General features: G+C 51.8%; 13 protein-coding genes and 2 tRNA genes. 8 read left to right on the top strand and 7 right to left on the bottom strand.

The features are described 5' to 3' along the window. Positions 1-172: 172 nt before the first annotated feature. Positions 173-580: a hypothetical protein gene (locus tag D2E26_RS05835; RefSeq protein WP_125963761.1), complete on the top strand. Its 408-nt coding sequence runs from the start codon at positions 173-175 to the stop codon at positions 578-580. Between the two features lie 111 nt (positions 581-691). On the opposite strand, the gene D2E26_RS05830 is transcribed toward D2E26_RS05835, so the two are convergent. The 4 genes from D2E26_RS05830 to D2E26_RS05815 all read right to left on the bottom strand — a co-directional run bounded on the left by D2E26_RS05830 (position 692) and on the right by D2E26_RS05815 (position 4,713). Continuing rightward, positions 692-997 carry a DUF3039 domain-containing protein gene (locus D2E26_RS05830; protein ID WP_125963760.1) on the bottom strand — a complete coding sequence of 102 codons (306 nt, stop codon included), beginning with the start codon at positions 995-997 and terminating at the stop codon, positions 692-694. A gap of 188 nt (positions 998-1,185) precedes the next feature. Continuing rightward, entirely contained in the window at positions 1,186-2,190 is a 1,005-nt protein-coding gene (locus D2E26_RS05825; RefSeq protein WP_125963759.1) for an aldo/keto reductase, read from the bottom strand. A gap of 31 nt (positions 2,191-2,221) precedes the next feature. Continuing rightward, positions 2,222-2,998, bottom strand: a complete 777-nt coding sequence (locus tag D2E26_RS05820) for a UTRA domain-containing protein (RefSeq protein ID WP_125963758.1) — start codon at positions 2,996-2,998, stop codon at positions 2,222-2,224. A 389-nt stretch (positions 2,999-3,387) separates the two neighbouring features. Next, positions 3,388-4,713, bottom strand: coding sequence for a nicotinate phosphoribosyltransferase (locus D2E26_RS05815; RefSeq protein WP_125963757.1), 1,326 nt, complete (start codon positions 4,711-4,713; stop codon positions 3,388-3,390). Positions 4,714-4,946: 233 nt separating this feature from the next. On the opposite strand from D2E26_RS05815, the gene rph reads away from it, so the two are divergent. The 3 genes from rph (at position 4,947) to D2E26_RS05800 (ending at position 8,196) form a co-directional block, all read left to right on the top strand. Further along, positions 4,947-5,726 carry a ribonuclease PH gene (rph, locus tag D2E26_RS05810; RefSeq protein ID WP_125963756.1) on the top strand — a complete coding sequence of 260 codons (780 nt, stop codon included), beginning with the start codon at positions 4,947-4,949 and terminating at the stop codon, positions 5,724-5,726. Positions 5,727-5,883: 157 nt separating this feature from the next. Next, positions 5,884-6,567, top strand: coding sequence for an RdgB/HAM1 family non-canonical purine NTP pyrophosphatase (gene rdgB, locus D2E26_RS05805; protein WP_125963755.1), 684 nt, complete (start codon positions 5,884-5,886; stop codon positions 6,565-6,567). A gap of 327 nt (positions 6,568-6,894) precedes the next feature. Next, positions 6,895-8,196, top strand: a complete 1,302-nt coding sequence (locus D2E26_RS05800; protein ID WP_125963754.1) for an aminoacyltransferase — start codon at positions 6,895-6,897, stop codon at positions 8,194-8,196. A 1,106-nt stretch (positions 8,197-9,302) separates the two neighbouring features. On the opposite strand, the gene D2E26_RS05795 is transcribed toward D2E26_RS05800, so the two are convergent. Next, positions 9,303-9,384: transfer RNA gene (locus D2E26_RS05795), tRNA-Leu, on the bottom strand. Positions 9,385-9,480: 96 nt separating this feature from the next. Further along, a tRNA-Thr gene (locus tag D2E26_RS05790) sits at positions 9,481-9,553 on the bottom strand. A gap of 129 nt (positions 9,554-9,682) precedes the next feature. On the opposite strand from D2E26_RS05790, the gene D2E26_RS05785 reads away from it, so the two are divergent. Both D2E26_RS05785 and pgi read left to right on the top strand, forming a co-directional pair. Then, positions 9,683-10,900, top strand: a complete 1,218-nt coding sequence (locus D2E26_RS05785) for a mannose-1-phosphate guanylyltransferase (protein ID WP_125963753.1) — start codon at positions 9,683-9,685, stop codon at positions 10,898-10,900. 395 nt (positions 10,901-11,295) lie between these two features. After that, positions 11,296-12,993 carry a glucose-6-phosphate isomerase gene (pgi, locus tag D2E26_RS05780; RefSeq protein WP_125963752.1) on the top strand — a complete coding sequence of 566 codons (1,698 nt, stop codon included), beginning with the start codon at positions 11,296-11,298 and terminating at the stop codon, positions 12,991-12,993. A gap of 538 nt (positions 12,994-13,531) precedes the next feature. Here pgi and D2E26_RS05775 read toward each other — a convergent pair. After that, positions 13,532-14,164, bottom strand: coding sequence for a hypothetical protein (locus D2E26_RS05775; protein WP_125963751.1), 633 nt, complete (start codon positions 14,162-14,164; stop codon positions 13,532-13,534). Between the two features lie 670 nt (positions 14,165-14,834). Here D2E26_RS05775 and D2E26_RS05770 point away from each other — a divergent pair. After that, a complete protein-coding gene (locus D2E26_RS05770) occupies positions 14,835-15,260 on the top strand; it encodes a DUF1893 domain-containing protein (RefSeq protein WP_125963750.1) in 426 nt (141 codons plus the stop codon). Positions 15,261-15,552: 292 nt separating this feature from the next. Continuing rightward, positions 15,553-15,918 carry a 50S ribosomal protein L19 gene (rplS, locus tag D2E26_RS05765; RefSeq protein WP_125963749.1) on the top strand — a complete coding sequence of 122 codons (366 nt, stop codon included), beginning with the start codon at positions 15,553-15,555 and terminating at the stop codon, positions 15,916-15,918. Positions 15,919-15,940 lie beyond the last annotated feature (22 nt).

The following is a 15,940-nucleotide window of genomic DNA, read 5'->3' as shown; positions in this document are numbered from 1 at the left end:
TTGTGAATATCGTATGAAAATTGCCCATATTCTGGGTGATCACGTTGCATTGGTGCAATGTGATTTCACGAAGCCAGCGACGACTCGTGAATAATTGAACGACTCTATGCATGAATCACGAATCTACAGAAGTGAAACAGCAGTAGATCGTGAACTCGGGGGAGAAGTGACGATGAACAAACTTACTATTGCGCTCTTCAGTGCGACTACGGCAGCCGCACTTGTAGGAATGGGCTTTTGGCTTTCACACCGTTGGACCGTTGCGTCTGTTGTTATTTCAGCGCTCGTGGTGATGGTGCTTATTGTGATGGCATCGCGTCATATGAGCATGCCTTCAAGCGATATGGTTCGCAATTCAAATGCTTTGCAGCAAACCGTGAATGCGACCAGTGTGGTGCTCGTAATTCTTGGATTCGTAAGAATTCTTAATGCGATGAGCCAGGCAGGCGTCCCATCAGCAGATGCCAATGGTCTTGGATGGAATGCCTTCGCGGGTTTTATTACGATTGCCGCGGCATTGGTGCCACCAACAATTGCTCATCTGATTTTTGGTAAGAAGCGCGATGCTTCGGCAGAGTGATTGTACTGAGCTTTACGAGGCAAAAGCACAGAACCTGTAGCAGCACAATAAAAAACTCCGCGTCTCAGTAGTTGCAGAAGCAATGTACTTGACGCGGAGTTTTTTTATGTCTCAGTCTTGGCCGCCCTTGCCGCCCATCATTTCACCGAAAATGCGCTTGCAGTCAGGGCAAATTGGGTACTTCGAAGGATCATGCTTCGGTACCCACACCTTGCCGCACAGTGCGACTACAGGTCGTCCCGTCAGACGCGACTGGGCAATACGATCGCGAGACACATAATGTGCAAAGCGATCCGAATCACCCTCGTCCGTGCGCTGCGTCTCTTCTTGAGGACGCTCGAGTACGGCCGTACCTGTCGATGAATCGGGATCAGAAAGCGGTGATACTGGATCAACGTCATCAAATGCGAAAGTCATTTGTCGTCCCTCCTCTACGTGTATGCGTCCTAAACTTTAGCAGCACCCATTTTCATTTGTACAGAGAATCTTGCATGATTTGCAGATTTATTTAGTGCAAATCTTTAGGAATCTCAGTGGAAATCAGCTTCGTGCGGCGCTGTGCCTCACAAACCGCAGATTTCGTCGATCTTCTGCAGTTCTGTGCCTCATAAACCGCAGATTTCGTCGATCTTCTGCAGTTCCTCATCGGTGAAGTGCGTATTATTGACGGCTTCTACATCGTCAAGAACCTGCTCAGGACGTGAAGCTCCCACGAGCACCGACGTTACGGCATCATCGTGCAGCAACCAAGCCAAAGCCATTTGCGACAGCGACTGGCCACGCGTCTGAGCCATTTCGTTCAGTGCACTGACCTTCGTCATAATCGCATCGTTTAAGTCAGTAGCCTTCAAGAATCGTGGATCATGACCAATACGGCTATCAGCTGGAATGCCGTTGAGATAGCGATCCGTCAGCAGACCCTGATCCAGTGGTGAGAACGTGATTAAGCCCTTATTGAGCTTCTTCACGGCCTGCTTAAGACCATTGTGCTCAATCGTGCGATCGAAGATGTTATAGCGATTCTGCGCAATAATAAACGGCACATGCATCTCGTTGAGCAGCGTGGTAGCTGCTTCCAACGTTTCGCCGTCATAATTTGAAAGGCCTACGTACAGTGCCTTACCGCTGCGCACAATCTGTTCTAATGCACCCATCGTCTCTTCAAGAGGCGTATTCGCATCCATGCAGTGGTGATAGAAAATATCCACATAATCCAGACCCATGCGCTTGAGCGACTGGTCAAGACTTGCAATCAGATACTTACGAGAGCCGCCCACGCCATAAGGACCAGGCCACATATCGAAGCCAGCCTTAGTGGAAATAACGAGCTCATCACGATGAGCACTAAAGAGGTCCTGCATGAGGCGACCGAAATTCTTCTCGGCTGAGCCATATGCAGGACCATAATTATTGGCTAAATCAAAATGAGTAATGCCATTGTTAAACGCAGTGCGCGCTATAGCTTCCATAGTGTCATAGCGCGCATTGTCGCCGAAGTTGTGCCATAGTCCCAAGCTAATTCTTGGGAGTTGCAAGCCGCTGTTACCGCAGCGTACATATTCCATTGATTCGTATCGACTTGGATCAAACATGTCAGACGTATCAAACATGGCACCGACCTTCTAGTTCAAAGAGAATGGTTCAGGCGCTGTATCCACCGTTCACCGTAATGCGGAATGAACAGAAATCAGGAATCCAGTAGGCCTGAATGAATTCTACGAAGTTTCCGAGAAGGTCGAAATTAATGCCCGTAGAGAAGAGGACCGGCGTTCCCTCAAGATGCTGCAGTAAAGCGGCGTGCGTGGTGTCGAGGGCTGTGACGGAAACGTCAACAGTGCCAGTCGTTGGCTCCATATGAGCGGCCTTAATCGTGTCCATAACGGAGTTATTAATCAGGCCTTCGTTCTCCTGAATAATGGCCTGCAGCTGAGGCGTGGCCGGCAGATACGACGTCTCAATCGAGACTGGGCCGGCGCTGATCTTGCGCAGCTGAATAACCTCGTAGAACTGGTCCTGATCAAGCGTAGGGATTTCGCAAGCGTACAGGTCGAGCTCTTCTGGACGATCGATAAGCGTAAGAGAAATAAGTTCAGTCGTCGTTGGCTCGGTCGTTACGATTGCGGCCTTAGCCCAATCGGTCATCGTTTCAAGACGGTGGCTGTCGAGCGCAACGTAGCCACTACCATGCTTTGGGCAAGCGGCTGTGCGAACGAGAGTTTCACTGCTGTAACCCTCAGATTCAGACTGCGAAAGATTGTCTGCCGCATGTGAGCGAGTAACAGGATCCTCGCCAATGTGAGCGGAATTGACAATTTCTTCGACTTCTGCGCGAAGGTTTTCGAAATCCTCAAGAGATTCATCATTAAAGCCCGTGGCAAGAGTTTCGAACAGATGGTTCGAGTCTGGTGATGCAGTCATTGTGTTCTCTCCTCAGAAGCGAGCCAAAGGCCCGCAAAAGATGCATAGTGGCTGTTTTAGACGAGTCCACCATAGCAATTGTTGAATTGAATTCATATAGCTATGAAGAAGCAAGATCATAGAGTTCCGAGTTTCGGCTTCATGCTTGTGTAATCTTCATGACTCGGGGGCACCCCGAAGTGGCTGCCCTAGAAATGAAATCGTAGTCATAATGATACCCCGACGGGGGTATAGAAAAAGGCGGAACCACGATGTGGAATTCCGCCTTACTCCGTCCATAATTTGGACGGATGTGAAGATTTAGGACTTCTCCGACAATATCTCAGAAATAAATTCACAAATTACTTCAAAACTGACGTCTGAAGTTACTTCAGAAGTTATTTCGGAGCCTACTTCAAAACCGTCGTCTCGGTTGGAATAACCGGATCGCCACGCATCAAGCTCTGTGCCGTAATTGGCAGCTCAGAAAGCGTCTTAGCGTGGAACTGCTGGGCATCCATAATGGCCTGATGACCTGTGAACTGGTCGTTAATCTCGCCATGATTCACAAACGTCGTCAGCAGATTGCGCCAATTTTCTGGTGCACCGAACGAGTTGAGTGCCTCTTCAGGACCAGCAACCACGTGCTCGCAATCAGCCAGATCGCCCTCAAACGAGCGGTAGGCAAGCTTACGACCTGGCACCGTGGCCTTGTCCTTCGACTTCTTAGCCACTGGCTCCATCGCACCGCTGACGCCCTCGCGCTCGGTCAGCTTGTAGACCATAGCGCACGTTGGAGCGCCAGAGCCCGTCACGAGCTGCGTGCCAACGCCATACGAGTCCACCGGGGCCGTCTGCAGCGAAGCGATCGCATACTCATCCAAGTCGTTCGTCACCGTAATCTTTGTGTTGCCTGCGCCAAGTGCATCGAGCTGCGAACGTACGCGCTGTGCCAGCTGTGCCAGATCGCCCGAATCAATGCGCACGCCGCCAAGCTCAGGACCAGCGACTTCCACAGCCGTCTTCACAGCGTCCTCGATTGAGTAGGTGTCCACAAGCAGCGTCGTATTGCGACCAAGTGCCTGGATCTGCGACTCGAAGGCATCGCGCTCAGAATCGTGCACGAGTGTGAAGCAGTGGGCTGCCGTGCCGATTGCCGGCAGATCATACAGCTGAGCAGCCAGCAGATTTGCCGTGCCCTTGAAGCCGCCGATCATTGCAGCTCGGCTGGCAGCAACGGCAGACCATTCGTTCGTACGACGACCACCCATATCCATGCATGGACGACCCTTCGCGGCGCTAGCCATGCGCGAGGCTGCCGACGCAACGGCCGAATCATAGTTGAAAATCGAAAGAATCAGCGTCTCCAGCAGCGTGCACTCTGCAAACGTGCCTTCGACCTGCAAAATAGGGGAGTTCGGGAAGAACACGTCACCCTCGCGGTAACCGCGCATCGTTCCCGAGAACGAGTAATTTTCGAGCCATTTAATCGTCTGCGGACTCACGATCTTGCGGTCGGCAAGGAACTTGAGATCCTCGTCGGTTGGGTGAAAATCGCGCAGCGCCTCGAGCAGTCGGCCCGTACCCGCAACCACGCCGTAACGCCTGCCCTCTGGCAGGTGGCGCGTGAACACCTCGAACACACACTTGCGTTGCGCTGTGCCGTCCTGCAGGGTCGCGTCGAGCATGGTGTACTCGTACATGTCCGTCATCATGGCCGGTGAGTAGTCCACCATTCGCGTCTCCTTACTCTTCTTTATTTCTCTCGCTGCCGCAAGTATCCGTTGCAACCACACTAGCCCAACCCTCGCTGTTTGGGCGAGTTTTGCTTAATTTGGGCTTATGCCTAAGCGTAAACACAAGCGTAATGCGTTGACCCACGGCGTTACTATCAAAAACGTATAGAAATGCACAAAAACGTATGTAAGTGCAATGAAGAACTGAACTACAAACTGAACTGTGGAAAGCGATGGCGATCAAGATGAGCAACCAGTTCAATAGCGAAATTACTCGTGCAGATGGTAGGGCAACGGACGAGCTGCGTCCTGTTCGTATTACGAATAGCTTCACTGATATTCCAGAAGGTTCCGTGCTGATTGAGTGCGGTAATACGCGCGTGATGTGCACGGCAACGTTCACGCAGGGTGTGCCACGTTGGCGCAAGGATTCTGGTCTTGGCTGGGTTACCGCTGAATACGCTATGCTGCCACGTGCAACGGCTGAGCGCACGGATCGTGAATCGGTTCGCGGCAAGATCGGTGGCCGTACGCACGAGATCAGCCGTCTGATCGGTCGCTGCCTGCGCGGTGTGGTTGATATGAAGGCTCTGGGTGAGAACCAGATTCAGATCGACTGCGATGTGCTGCAGGCTGATGGTGGTACGCGTACTGCTTCTATTACGGGCGCATACGTAGCCATGGTGGAAGCACTGCGTTGGGCTGAAGAGAACAAGTTCATTAAGTCGGCAGCCAAGGTCATTAAGGACTCGGTTTCCGCTGTGTCGGTTGGTGTTATTGATGGCACGCCAATGCTTGATCTTCCATACGTTGAGGATTGCAAGGCAATGACCGATATGAACGTTGCTATGACCGGTTCGGGCGACTTCATTGAGATCCAGGGCACTGCAGAGCACCGTCCATTCTCGCGCAACGAGCTCAATACGCTGCTCGATCTGGCAGAAAAGGGCAACCGCGAGCTGCAGGCTGCACAGGCCGACGTGCTCGAAGCCGACGCCGAAGCAGGTCGCTGAGTAAATCGCTGCAAAATCAACGAACGCACAACTTCGTCTGCTGACACGGCCTACCTCCCGCACGTAAGGCAGTTACAGAAAACATTGTGCTGTCTTACTCCCGCACGTAAGGCAGTTACAAAGTCAGCAGACGAATCGCGCTGCGAAAGGACGCAAGATGCGCATTATTGTTGCCACACATAATGAGGGCAAGCTGCAAGAGATTAACCGCATTTTGACTGACGAGCTGAAGAAGGTCGGCAGTAGCGCTGACTTTGAACTCGTCTCCGCAGGAAGCCTTGGCTTGGCAGACCCAGTCGAAGATGGTGTGACGTTTGAGCAGAACGCTCTCATCAAGGCTCGTACCGTTGCTAAGGAAACTGGTTGCCCAGCAATTGCCGACGATTCCGGTCTTGTTGTGGACGTTATGGGCATGGCCCCAGGCGTGCTCTCTGCACGCTGGTGCGGTAAGCATGGTGACGATGTAGCTAACTACAAGCTGCTGCTTGCTCAGCTGTCTGATATTCCAGACCGTAACCGCCAAGCACGCTTTGTGTGCGCTGCAGCGCTCGCTGTTCCAGACAAGCAGAAGATTGATGGTGTTTATGCCATCGATGATGAAATGACTGCACATGGCGAAATGAAGGGCTCGCTTATTCGTGAGCCTCGTGGCGACAACGGCTTCGGCTATGACCCAATCTTCGTGCCAGACGATCAGCCAAAGGAAGTCGCTGAGAACCTGAACGATATGGAACCTTTGACCTCTGCACAGATGACTGCTGAGCAGAAGAATGAGATTTCGCATCGTGGCAAGGCTCTGCGAGCTCTGGCTAAGTCGCTGGTGCCACTGATCGCTGGCTGAGCAAGGCTGTTTTACTGGTGCTACTAATTGCTGGGTGATTAAGGCTTTTATTGGCTGATTGAGGCTTTCGCTGGTCAAGTACTGCGTTTGCTGGCTAATCGAGGTTTTGCTAGCCAGAAAACATTTGTTGCAAGCCGCATAGTTCTTTTGTTGAGCTATGCGGCTTGTTGTTGTTTTGATGATGATTTCTGCTCAACGATTGCATATTGGCGATATCTTGCCGATGATTACCTGTTGGCGGTTCCTTGTTGGTGACCTCCGAGTAGGCTATTTGGAGGTTTAATCACGAGTTGAAGTTTTTTAACGGTAGAAGATTTGGTGTTGTACATGCGTAATTTCAAATTTGAGTTGATTTCTGCAAATGAGTTCAATGAGTTTGCACAACATGCGCCATATGCCAATTTCCAGCAGACCTCTGCCATGGCTCGAGTTCGTGAAGCTAATGGTGCTCGTATTGCGTTCACCGCAGTCAAGGAAAACGATCAGATTGTGGCGGCAGCACTGCTCGCTGTGTACGGCTCTTCGCTGACGAAGTTTGCTTCGGTAACCGATGGCCCACTGTGCGACTTCGATGATGCAGAGCTGACGAAGTTCTTCCTCGACGAACTCATTGCTTATGCCAAGAAGCAGGGTGCTGTGCATCTGGACTTCACGCCTGAGCAGACATACTGCGTGCGTACCGATCTCGGCGAAGAGGTGACCGAAGAAGTCCCTGCAATTCCTGCAGATCTCATGTCTCTGGCTAAGCCAGACGATGCTGCTGTTGCCAACATCAAGGCAGAAGGCTTCGCTCACGAAGGCTTTACGATCGGCTACACGCCTGTACCACGTTGGCGCTTTGTTAAGGACGTTGCTCCATTTGCTGATGCTCAGGCACTGCTTGCCTCGTATGCAAAGAACACGCGTCGTAACGTCAAGATTGCTAAGAACAGCTGTGTGAAGGTTCGTCAGCTCAAGCGTGATGAGCTCAACATCTTCCACGACATCTGCGATCTGAGTTCTGAGCGCCAAGGCTTCACGAACCGTACGCTGACCTATGCGCAGCAGATCTTCGATATGTTCGGTGATGATGCAATGTTCATGATCGCTGAGATCCATATGCAGGAATACATCAAGGCTTGGCAGACGAAACTGGACACGGCAAACAAGCAGATTGCCCAGATTGAAGCTGAGCAGGAAGCCGGACACGAGCTGGGCGACAAGAAGCTCAACAAGCTGCGCACGGCAAAGCAGAACGCAGAGGCAGCAGTCAAGCGCATTGCTAAGGCTAAGCAGCACATTGAGGAAGACGGCGAGATTGTGCCAGTGGCAGCGTCGCTGTTCCTCGTGCAGCCACGCGAGATGGTGTACCTGATGAGCGGCAGCAACGACAAGTACGCCAAGTTCTATGCTCCAACGGCTCTGCAGCACTGGGCAATGTCGTGGTGTGTGGAGCATGGCATTAAGCGCTACAACTTCTATGGCATCTCGGGCTACTTCAACGATTCGCATGCAGAAGGCGCAGGCGTGCTCGAGTTCAAGCAGGGCTTCAACGGCTACGTTGAAGAGCTCATGGGTGAATTCTCGATCGTGCTGCGCAAGGGCGTTTACCGCCTCGAGCGCATCGCTCACAAGATCCTGGGTCGCTGAGGCGCATAACACTCGTTTATAAGGGTGCGTAGCTGGGCGTAAGGCTTTCTACTAGTAATGCATCGGTTTCTTTACTGGTAAGCATCGGGTTTCTAGTTACGCAATAACCTTCTAATCGTTAGACTTTGGCCGAGAGCCTTTACTGTACTGATAGTTCAGTGAGGTTTTCGGCTTTTTGCGTTTTTTACACGCTCTATCGAGCTTGATTGGCATGCTCTACAGGCTTGTATTTTGCTTCGGATGCTGAATCCGGCACAGATCACACACCCAACTTGACGATGATTTGTGAAAGGGTGTGCGAGCTGCGTGATATTTCGCCAGTGATGGCGGCTAAAACACACTCTTTCACAATTCGCTGTTGAGTTGAGTGTTTTCACGCACACCCAACTCATTGAGCAAATGTGAAAGAGTGTGCAGTGAATCTCAGAATTGCTGGAATACAGTCATTTATTACTTACGGAACACACTCTTTCACAATTTATGAAGGAGTTGGGTGTGTTTTATGCCTCAAACAGTCCCTCAATAGACTGAAATTACGGCTCGGATTGAGAATTGTCCTCAAAAATAGTTTCTTCAAGCCTGAAATTGAGGTGTGTGATGCCGGACTGTGCGGTATTTAAGGCTGAAGGCAACAAAAAGTATCAGGCCTTGTGCGAGTTTGAGTGGGTCTCAGAACCTCGTCACACTGCTACGGCGAAATTTTCGAAAAGCGTGTGGTCGGGGTTAAATAAGTCGGCGGAACTTAGCCATTCCTAACGACCCTAATTTCACTGATACGCATTTGGAACTCGATAGCAGTGTGGAAAATCTTGGAGACCCCATGTTTTCGTATGAATGGTTCTCGCTAAGGGCTGTTTTATCGCACATAGTTTCTATTACGGCTGCTTATGGTGTGATTTTTGATTGCAGCGCGCTTCCCGAGCGCTAGAGCTCTTCAGAAAAATATGACCAAAATATGACCAGGCGCAAAACCGTTCTGCCAGTAAGTCTCAGAAGGCATGAGAAGACGTTAAATACTGCTAAATCGTGCCCAAATCATGCCCAAAAAACAAAAAGGAGCACCAAACAAGGTGCTCAAAACGTTGTAATTTCCACGATTAGAAGAGTGCGCGAGATGGGAATCGAACCCACACGACCGAAGTCACAGGAACCTAAATCCTGCGCGTCTACCAATTCCGCCACACGCGCGCATAGCTACGGTATCTCATTTATAGCGACTACGCCACTGTAATCCCGTAGAGGCAAAAATAAAACCCCTGAGCGCAAACTCAGGGGTTTTGCCGGAGCCATTTGACAGAATCGAACTGTCGACCTTCTCATTACGAGTGAGACGCTCTACCGACTGAGCTAAAATGGCACATTGCTTACCGCAACAAGACAGAAAGTCTATAGTAAGTCATTCGAAATGTCCAATCGATGGACCGATACGGCGTGTCGCAAGTAATTCCGTGCGCAGAGCAACAGGGATTCGGCTACGATGAAGACCATGAGTGTTACAAGCGGATTCGACGATTTTTACGCCATCATCCCTGCTGGAGGTGTGGGCACAAGGTTGTGGCCGCTGAGCAGGCAAGACAAGCCAAAGTTCCTGTATGACCTACTGGGGCAGGGTAGAACACTCATTCAATCGACGTTTGATCGTCTCGCTGCATTGGCTGGCGTAGATCATGTCTGCATCTCTACAGGAGCGCACCATGTAGCCGCTGTGCGTAAGCAGCTGCCAGAAATTGATGATTCGAGGATCTTTGCGGAGCCAAGCCCGCGCGACTCAACGGCAGCAATTGCATTAGCTACGGCCGTGCTGGCTAAGCGCCATGGCGACCAGATTATTGTCGGCTCGTTTGCGGCAGACCACGTTATCCGCGGTAAAGCGGACTTTATTGAAGCAGTTCGTCAGGCAGTCGAAACGGCACGTGCTGGTTATGTCACCACAATCGGCATCGCAGCAAGCCGTCCTTCAACGGCTTTTGGCTATATTCATGAGGGTCCTAGCCTTGCAGCTGAGATTCCAGATGCTCCAGACGCTCATCTTGTAGAGCGCTTTGTAGAAAAGCCGGATTCAGCAACGGCTCAGGCATATCTGTCAACAGGGGAGTACCGCTGGAACGCAGGCATGTTTGTTATGCGCGCAGACGTACTGCTGAAGCACCTGCATGAGTCTCGTCCTGCTTTGGCTGAAGCAATTGATCGTATTGCTGAAGGTATTGTGCGCGACGATGAAGCGCTTGAAGAGGCAATGCATGATGCCCGCCTTGAAGGTAAGAATCCACGCGAAGCTGTTGATGCTCGTGACTTCCATCAGTTCCGTGATGAGGCTATGAGCGCAAATTGGTACGGCATCGAGAAAATCGCATTTGATTACTCAGTCGCTGAACCACTGTCGCTCTCTGGTGGCGTTGCAATGATTCCTGGCGATTTCGGTTGGGATGATATTGGCGATTTCAACTCGGTCGCAGCACTGCTACCAAGCGTGAATGAGCGCAACGTCAAGATTCTGGGCGATACCGATCTTGTTGCCATGCGCGATTCAGCTGGTGATGTTGTAGTACCTGACGCCAACCGCCTTATTGCTTTGCTCGGTGTGAACGATATGGTCGTTGTGGATACTCCTGATGCGCTGCTTGTTGCGCCACGAGCAAGGTCGCAAGAAGTAAAGGCAATGGTTAAGTACCTATCTGAGATCGGTCACGACGAGGTCCTTTAAGGTATTTCACCACCTTTAAGGTATTTCACCACCTTTAAGGTATTCCACTACCTTTTAGAAATTTCCCCACCTTTAAGCCCTTACCTTTAAGTCCTCGCCTTTAAGGTTTCGCAATCTCTTATGGGGTTACCCCGTGCCGTGCCGCCGGGGTAACTCGCGGTTTACCTATAGATCACCCCGTGCCTTGTTTCTAAGTCACTCCGCATCTCACACTGTTGTCCATATTTGTGAACATTCGCTCATTTTTCGCGCGTTTTATGTGAATTCGTGTCTGCTTTCATGAGTATCTTGTCATAATGAATGCAAACAAATGCCGCGATTTGTACGGATTCAAGTTAGATCCCAAGTCCGCCGCGGCAACCGATTTGGTTCGAAGATGATGAAAGGACCGATTCATGGCTATCAATCCACCAGTCGATGCCACGCAGACCCCAGCCTGGGCCAAGCTGCAGAAGCACTATGACGAGCTGCAGGCAGAGGGCATTGACCTCAAGAAGTGGTTCGCTGAAGATGCGGATCGTGTGAAGAACCTGACGTTCGATGCAGGCACGCTGCACTTCGATCTGTCCAAGAACCTGATCAAGCCAGAGACGCTGGCAATGTTCGCTGAGCTCGCTGACGATGTCAAGCTGGCTGAGCGCACCAAGGCTATGTTCTCCGGCGTGCACATCAACAACACCGAGGATCGCGCTGTGCTGCACACGGCTCTGCGTCGTCCAGACTCCGACAAGGGCGCTGTCATCGTTGATGGCCAGGACGCTGTTGCTGACGTTCGCGCAACGCTCGAGCGCATCTATGCTTTCGCTAACAAGGTCCGCTCCGGTGAGTGGAAGGGCGTTACCGGCAAGGAAATCAAGACGGTCGTCAACATCGGTATCGGTGGTTCCGATCTGGGTCCTGCCATGGCTTACAAGGCTCTGCGCCCATACGCAGACGCTGGCATCACCGCTCGCTTCGTGTCGAACATCGACCCTAACGACATCGCTGAGAAGACTCGCGATCTCGATCCTGAGACGACGCTGTTCGTTGTCGTGTCCAAGACGTTCACGACGCTCGAGACGCTGACCAACGCTCGTGAAGCACGCGAATGGCTGCTCGGCGAGCTCAAGATGCGCAACGCAATCGATGACTCCGAGGAGAAGGCAGCTGAGGCTGTTTCGAAGCACTTCATCGCTGTTTCGACGAACCTCGAGAAGGTTGCTGAGTTCGGCATCGATCCAAACAATGCTTTCGGCTTCTGGAACTGGGTCGGCGGCCGTTACTCCGTCGATTCTGCAGTCGGCACGACGCTTGCTATCGTGTTCGGCCCAGCTCGCTTCGAGGAGTTCCTCGCTGGCTTCCGCGAGATCGATAAGTACTTCGCTGAGACGCCATTCGAGAAGAACGTCGTCGTGCTGCTCGGCATGCTGAACGTGTGGTACCGCAACTTCTTCAACGTTGCTTCCCACGCTGTGCTGCCTTACAACCAGTACCTCGATCGCTTCCCTGCATACCTGCAGCAGCTCACGATGGAGTCCAACGGTAAGTCCGTGCGCTGGGATGGCACGCCTGTCACGACGCAGACCGGTGAGATCTTCTGGGGCGAGCCAGGCACCAACGGCCAGCACGCTTTCTACCAGCTGATTCACCAGGGCACCCAGCTGATCCCTGCTGATTTCATCGCTTTCGCTAACACCACGAACCCACTCAAGGATGGCGATCAGGACGTTCAGGAGCTCTTCCTGGGCAACTTCCTCGCTCAGACCAAGGCTCTGGCATTCGGCAAGACCGCTGACGAGGTCCGCGCTGAGGGCACCCCAGAGGAGATCGTGCCTGCACGCGTCTTCGAGGGCAACCGTCCAACGACGTCGATCTTCGGCGTCCGCCTCGATCCATTCGCACTCGGCGAGCTCATCGCTCTGTACGAGCAGATCACGTTCGTTGAGGGCACCGTTTGGGGCTTGGATTCCTACGATCAGTGGGGCGTTGAGCTCGGCAAGCAGCTGGCTAAGGAGATCACGCCAGCTCTGTCCAAGTCCGACGAGGCTCTGCTCGCTCAGGATCCTTCGACGATCGATCTGATCAACTACTACCGCAAGGTTCGCGAGTTCTGATTCGTTCAGATCATTCGCTAGTCAGCGCTCAAGCTGAGCGCTCATAACTTGCGAGAGGGGATGCGCACTGCATCCCCTCTTTTTTATTTCCGCCTCCCACACATAAGACAATTGCCCCACATCCTCACCTCACATAAACCAATTGCAGCAATGGAGTAATTGCTTCCCGCACATAAGCTAATTGCATTGATGGCGCTAGTTCTAGTCTTCCCACACGTAAGCGAATTGCATTGATGGGCTATTTTTCTTCTCCCGCACATAAGTGCGATAGATGTCCGCACATAAGAGAGATGCGTTGCCAGCAGAGATTTTTCCTTCGCCCGCACGTAAGCGAAATAGGTTCCCGCACATAAGAGAGATACGGTGTTGGGAATTGTAATCAATTGCTATATCACATGATTTGTGAATAATTGTCGATTTTTTGAAAATACTGACGCATGCCTCAATCCTTAATGAGAATGGCTCAACCTTGGAATAGCGCCGATATGTTGAAAAATATAAGAAATCTGGGCGCCGTCTAAATGAGAATGGGCGATCATTATATGAGATTTTCACAGTTCAGAAAGTGGCCCAAGCTAGTGTAGGGGGCATTGATGCAGTTAGTCTTTTCGATTGAGAGAAGTAACAATAAAGGAGCTTTATCTTGACTACTACAAATGATGCCCAGATGCATACGAATTGCCCATGCGGTTGCGCAGACGGCAAGGCTTGTGCTTGTGGTTGTGGCTGTGCTGAAGGCAAGCCATGCACCTGCACTTCGGACTGCGGTTGCGGCTGCACCTGTGGCGAAGCTGCAAAGTGCGTTTGTGGCTGCGGCAAGACTAAGAAGGAATGTGGCTGCAAGAATTGCACCTGCGGCTGCTCCGAAGGCAAGGCTTGCACGTGCGGCTGTGGCTGCGCAGAAGGCAAGACCTGCACCTGCACCAAGGACTGCACCTGTGGTTGCGACTGTGGCAACGCTGCCAAGACTGAATGCGATTGCATGAGCAAGTGCCAGTGCAACTGCGCGGATTGCAAGAGCTGCAAGTGCGGTTGCGGTTGCGCAGATGGCGAGCCATGCACCTGCACGAAGGATTGCAACTGCGGTTGCGATTGCGCCAATACGAAGCCAGGCTGCGCATGCGGCGGTGACTGCGGCTGCGATCACTCTGATGGCCCTTGCAAGTGCCACGAAGCAGGCGCAACGTGCAACTGCGCACATCACAACGAATGCAAGCACTGCGCTTGATCGTTGACAAGGATTTGATCCCTCAACAATATTCTTCGATGTAATCGATTCTCTTTACTTAAGCGGTATCGCAATTCACTTCGGTGAGTAGCGGTGCCGCTTTTGTGTATGCGGTGGTGATGTGGTGAGAGCGTATTACGTGCACTATCAAGCACTTCTCGAACACTTCGCGAGCACTTTACGAACGTCGCTCGAGCATCCCACGAGAATGTCTTTCGTAGATTTCTTGGACACCTTCTTAAACTTCCTGCAAGCATCCTGCAGCAGCCTCGTGAACTCATTATTTGAGATAAACCCCGTATATTAAGGCGATTCCCAGCTTTGCTTGCGAATATTTTAATGAGCCGTGCGTCGGCTATGGAAGGCGACGTTCAAGGAGTGCAGACCGCACATCTGACGGTTATACAGCAATTCAAAAAAGCAAAAAACAAGGCAGCACAGTAGCGAAACCGTATCTACTGCCAGCAAGAGGAATTGCGAGGAAGCGCGAGGCCACAAGCCAAGCGCAAGAACAGAAAGAACAAAAGGAACAGAAAAGAACACAACAAGTACAAATGGTGTACCTGGAATTTCATGAGAAAGATACAAGGAAGTTAACAAAGAGAGTTTGCCAATGGATTTACGCAGAGCAAGACAGACATTACTAGAAAATGATGCCCTAAGCTTCGCGGCAGTGAGTGGAGAGAAAGTCATCACCGACGATGACTACAGTCTCAAGCCGCTTCTCAAATTAATTGATGCTCATCAAAGTCTCGTAGGATACACGGCAGCCGATCGCGTGGTCGGCAAGGGTGGCGCGTTGCTGTACGTGCTGCTGGGTGCGTCAGCTGTGTATTCGCCAGTTATGAGCAAACCAGCGCTTCATATTCTTGAGCAGTACGGCATTAACGCCGACTACGACGAACTCGTCCCAATGATTACCGCATTCGCAGAAGATGGGATTTGCCCAATTGAGGAGGCCGTTGAAGAGATTTATTCGCCGGAGCGAGCTGAAAACGCGATTCGACTCGTTGTTGCGAAACTCGTCAAGGCAAGATAGATCAGGGCGTGAGTGGTCGTACTAAGTGCGGAGCAGTCACGCATTGCATCGTCTTGCATCGTCTGCTCTCGCCCGTATAATATGAAGCCGCTGTGCCGAGTAGCTTATCGCCGCATGGATGAGCACTCTTAAGGTCTAGCCGGACTTGACTTTCGGCAGATTGGCACCTAGCTCATCAGCAAACTGTTGAGCTTTTCTCTGGTGCGGAAATTCGGCTCGAGTTCGCTCGTACGCCTCGAGTTTCTGCCCACTACCACTGCGTCGGCATGCGGCGACGAACGAGGATAAAACAATGGTGAACGCAATCGAAGCATTCGACGCCAAGCATCTCAAGGCCGCCGAAGAAATCCCTGCTTTCCGTCCAGGCGACACTGTCGACGTGAACGTGAAGATTCAGGAAGGCAACAACTCGCGTATCCAGACCTTCACGGGCGTTGTGATCGCTCGTCAGGGCACCGGCGTGCGTGAGACCTTCGTGGTCCGCAAGATCAGCTTTGGTACCGGTGTTGAGCGCCGCTTCCCGCTGCACTCCCCATCGATCGATTCGATCAAGCTTGTGCGTAAGGGCCGTGTGCGCCGCGCTAAGCTGTACTACCTGCGCAACCTGCGCGGTAAGGCTGCTCGCATCGTTGAGCGCCGCGACAACTCCGCTAAGTGAGTTTTCTAACCCGGGTTTCGGC

This window comes from Bifidobacterium dolichotidis (assembly GCF_003951975.1).
GTDB classification, from domain to species: domain Bacteria; phylum Actinomycetota; class Actinomycetes; order Actinomycetales; family Bifidobacteriaceae; genus Bifidobacterium; species Bifidobacterium dolichotidis.
Note: the sequence above shows the minus strand (reverse complement) of the source record. Positions and strands in the feature narration are given on the sequence as shown.

Coding starts and splice junctions, on each gene's coding strand:
- D2E26_RS05835 (WP_125963761.1), top strand. CDS start 173: ATGAACAAACTTACTATTGCGCTCTTCAGTGCGACTACGGCAGCCGCA.
- D2E26_RS05830 (WP_125963760.1), bottom strand. CDS start 997: ATGACTTTCGCATTTGATGACGTTGATCCAGTATCACCGCTTTCTGAT.
- D2E26_RS05825 (WP_125963759.1), bottom strand. CDS start 2,190: ATGTTTGATACGTCTGACATGTTTGATCCAAGTCGATACGAATCAATG.
- D2E26_RS05820 (WP_125963758.1), bottom strand. CDS start 2,998: ATGACTGCATCACCAGACTCGAACCATCTGTTCGAAACTCTTGCCACG.
- D2E26_RS05815 (WP_125963757.1), bottom strand. CDS start 4,713: ATGGTGGACTACTCACCGGCCATGATGACGGACATGTACGAGTACACC.
- rph (WP_125963756.1), top strand. CDS start 4,947: ATGGCGATCAAGATGAGCAACCAGTTCAATAGCGAAATTACTCGTGCA.
- rdgB (WP_125963755.1), top strand. CDS start 5,884: ATGCGCATTATTGTTGCCACACATAATGAGGGCAAGCTGCAAGAGATT.
- D2E26_RS05800 (WP_125963754.1), top strand. CDS start 6,895: ATGCGTAATTTCAAATTTGAGTTGATTTCTGCAAATGAGTTCAATGAG.
- D2E26_RS05785 (WP_125963753.1), top strand. CDS start 9,683: ATGAGTGTTACAAGCGGATTCGACGATTTTTACGCCATCATCCCTGCT.
- pgi (WP_125963752.1), top strand. CDS start 11,296: ATGGCTATCAATCCACCAGTCGATGCCACGCAGACCCCAGCCTGGGCC.
- D2E26_RS05770 (WP_125963750.1), top strand. CDS start 14,835: ATGGATTTACGCAGAGCAAGACAGACATTACTAGAAAATGATGCCCTA.
- rplS (WP_125963749.1), top strand. CDS start 15,553: ATGGTGAACGCAATCGAAGCATTCGACGCCAAGCATCTCAAGGCCGCC.